The organism is Thermogutta sp. (assembly GCF_014359955.1).
Taxonomy (GTDB): Bacteria; Planctomycetota; Planctomycetia; order Pirellulales; family Thermoguttaceae; genus Thermogutta.
Genome location: NZ_JACIYL010000462.1, coordinates 1 through 3,561, shown reverse-complemented (window position 1 = coordinate 3,561; position 3,561 = coordinate 1). Strand labels below are relative to the sequence as shown.

Here is a 3,561-nt window from a genome sequence, read left to right as displayed (position 1 = left end):
TCTGCCAGGTCGAAAAGCTCTTGCGGCTTTTCGGGAATAATCACCCGCCGCGCCGTTTGCAGGACGCGAAGCAGACTTTCTGGTCCAACGATCCGACTTCCTACTGAACTGTTCAAATCGACTGCCATGATCGTAAGCTCGTATCTTTTCGTCTCGACAAATTGGCCTGGATTCCAACCAACACGGATTTAGCCAACAGGGGTCTGGCTGTCCTCTTCACACACGCTAAGCCAGCGCAGAACCACACTGCACTCGAACGGCCTTCCAAAGTGCTATTTTAACCAGACTGAAATACAGGTGTCTGCCACTTCAGGTGCGGGCATGGCCCATCGTGCTCGGGCGTCACCGAGTCGCCTAATACCATCCTTTTTATCTTAACGCCCGGGCAATGGGGCGCAATGGTGGTGTCATGGACGGGTCATTTTTCTCGTCATAAAATATTGATATAGTGGCTTATTCATGCAGTTAAGGCGAGCTGGGGACGCCCCTGAGGAGATTTCACTCCTGCCGCGCCCGACGAGCACTGACACCCGATTTTTCCGGAAAGTTCGCGATGGATTCTGCGGGAGTTCGCCGCGGATCGCCCCGGCTGTCTCCGTTTTGCCTCATTGCACCCCGGCACCCTCGCCCAAGAGTCGAGCGTAGGCCGACTTCGCATGCTCGAGGAGGTAGTCGTACGAGTAGGCCTCCACGTCTTCGCCGATCAGCTCCACATCGAAAAATCCGTCGTAGCCATTCTCACGGAGTGCCCGCACAAGCTCGACAAGCGGCAGAGACCCTTCTCCAAGCAGGCAACGGTTGACCTCGCCGTTCGGGGGCGATTTGGCGTCGCCGAGTTGCACCAGGGCGATATGCGGAATCAGGTGCGGGATCCGAGAAACGATGTCGGGAACAGCGCCCAAATGATAGACATCGAAAATCAGCTTCACCTGATTGGAACCGAGGGTATCCACCAGCTTGAAATAATCGTCAAGATCGGTGATGAACGTGAAATCGGCGGCACAACCGGGGTGCATTGGTTCCACGCCCAGAAATACCCCCAACTCTTGCGCCAGGGGAATCATTTCCTTGAGGGCTTCCCGAAACAACCGGCGGGCGTGGTTGTGAGTGTGGAGTCCCCGGGCCCCGCTGTACACCAGAAGGCACTGGGTTTTCAGTTCTGCCGCCGTGCGGACAGCTTCCAGGGCATCCTCCACTGCTCCCTTGAAAGTTCGGCCGTCCGTGCCGGTAAATCCCCCGGCCCAGAACAGATGTGACACCCGCATCCCCGTTTCGCTAAGTAACTCGGCCCCTTTCTCTTCACCGAAGTCGGAGAGCTTCTGCCGCCACACACCGATGGCCGGGATTCCCGCCGCTTTGTACCGCAGGACATCTTCCTCGAAAGACCAGCGAAACGTTGTGGTTTCGGAAACAGATAAACACGCCATCCGTGTTCGCCTCCCAGGTTTCAACCGTGATCAGGCCGAACGCCGTCGCGGACTCGCCTGCGTCCAGTGTAACCAGTATGTCGCAAACCTCCGGGCACGTAAAGGTGCACATAAGCGTGCAGGTTCACAGTTTTCCGTCTTCACGTGCTGGGGGATGCAGACGCCGGTTTGGGGAGACGATAGCGAGGATCGATACGGTCAATCTCCTCCGTCATGACGTCGATTGTATAACGGATCTGCTCTTCGGTATGGCAAGACGTGAGGAAGAACCGCAACCGCGCGGCCGACTCCGGCACAGCGGGATAAACAATCGGCTGGACGTTGATCCCGCGGCGGAAGAGGGCCTGCGAGAGCTGCATGGAGTGGAGTGAGTGCCCCAGGATGATCGGCACCACCGGCGAATCCCGGCTGGCGCCGGTGTTGAATCCGCGCTCCTGGGCAAGGTGAAGGAACAGGGCTGCCCGCTCGCGGAGCCGGCGGACACGCTCCGGTTCTTTCTGGAGCAAACGAAGCGAAGCGAGAGCCGCCGCGGCATTGGGCGGCGACAATCCAACACTGAACACGAATCCCGGCGCCGTGTATTTGAGATACTCAACGAGAGCTTTCTTGCCGGCGATGTAACCGCCGCAACTGCCAAACGATTTGCTGAGCGTCCCCATCCAGATGTCCACACCGTCGCGTGGGACACCGAAGTACTCGCCAATCCCGCGCCCTGTTTCCCCGATCGTGCCCATGGAGTGCGCTTCGTCCACCATGAGCAGCGCCTTATGCCGCTTTTTCACCTCAATAAAATGCGGCAAATCCGGGATGTCGCCGTCCATGCTGTAGACGCCCTCGATGACAATGAGCACCCGGCGGTATTCTCTTCGGAAGAGGTTCAACAAGCGGTCCGCCGTTTGCCAGTCATTGTGAGGGAAGGGGCGACGGCGGGCGCCGGAGAGAATGGCCCCTTGAAGGATGCTATTGTGAGAGAGCTCATCGTGGAGAATGAGATCGCCCGGCTTGAACAGGTGACCGATCACCGTCTCGTTGGTGGCGTGACCACCCACAAAGACAACGGCGGCCTCCGTTCCCAAAAACCGGGCCAGCTCTTCCTCGAGTTCCCGATGGATCACTTTTTCGCCGGACACGAGTCGGCTTGCAGAGACGCTCGTCCCGTAGCGTTCCACGGCCTCCTGCACCGCGCGAATGACCACCGGATCTCCCGACATCCCGAGATAGTTGTAGCTCGAAAAGTTGATCATTTCACGACCGCCGATAATCGTGCGGTCATTCGTGATGCCCTCGTGGACGGTGAAAAACGGGTTGCCCAGACCACTTGCCTCCAGCACGCGCAACCGTTCCTGAAGGGCTATGTACTCGGGGAACTTCTCAACGTTGTAAAATTCCTCGGGGATGTCCTGACCGGCGGGAATGATGACGCGGCGTTCCTGCTCAACCCCGCCGAGGTACTTTTCCACCGCTTCCACAACTTGGGCACAGGTTTCCAGTTCTGGCAGGATCTCCGCCGGAAAGCGGCCCCCGAAACGCTCTTCCAGCGAGGCAAGAATTTCCATGCGTTCCAGGGAATCGAGCCCGATTTCGGTAATCGCTGTGTCCAGTGTCAGACCTTCGGCGCGATCCCGAGCAACCCGCCGCACTTCCGCCAGAACGGCCTCGATGATTTTTTCACGACTGGGACGCGTTGACGGCATTCCGGCCGACACCCCGCCTGATTGAAGGATCCGACCGCCGTCACCGGACGGGCACGAGCTGCTTCCACCCCCTGCCGCCTGCCACGCCGGACCGAGATCGGACGTTTGAGCCAGCCGCTGGACCAGGTCTCCATTTCCACCAGACGACGGCAGACAGACCGGCTCCGGGTTTTCAGCCGCTTCCGACGGCTCGGGCGTCTTCGCCGGCGGGCAGAGCGGCGTAATAGGTTCCTCCTTGCCGGACTGGTCTCTGTACCATGCGGCCACGACTTCCAGTGTCCCCTCCAGGTAGGCCTCACGGCAGGCAAACCGTTGAATCTTGTTGCTGGAAGTGCGGGGAATACTGCCGGGCTTGATGAGGATAATCGCATCCACCGCCAGTTCATGTTCCAGTGCCACAGCCCGGCGGATCGCCTGAAAGATCGAATCAAACCCCTCTT

General features: G+C 58.9%; 2 protein-coding genes. Both read right to left on the bottom strand.

Features of this window, described 5'->3' with window-relative positions:
* Positions 1 to 605: 605 nt before the first annotated feature.
* Complete coding sequence (locus tag H5U08_RS13035) at positions 606 to 1,427, bottom strand: sugar phosphate isomerase/epimerase family protein (RefSeq protein WP_297033793.1); 822 nt, start codon at positions 1,425 to 1,427, stop codon at positions 606 to 608.
* A 140-nt stretch (positions 1,428 to 1,567) separates the two neighbouring features.
* The coding region (locus H5U08_RS13030; RefSeq protein ID WP_297033788.1) for an aminotransferase class I/II-fold pyridoxal phosphate-dependent enzyme at positions 1,568 to 3,561 on the bottom strand (1,994 nt) is incomplete at its 5' end.

What these genes read in the sequence shown, in the direction of transcription:
- H5U08_RS13035 (WP_297033793.1), bottom strand. Translation starts at nt 1,427, where the DNA reads ATGGCGTGTTTATCTGTTTCCGAAACCACAACGTTTCGCTGGTCTTTC.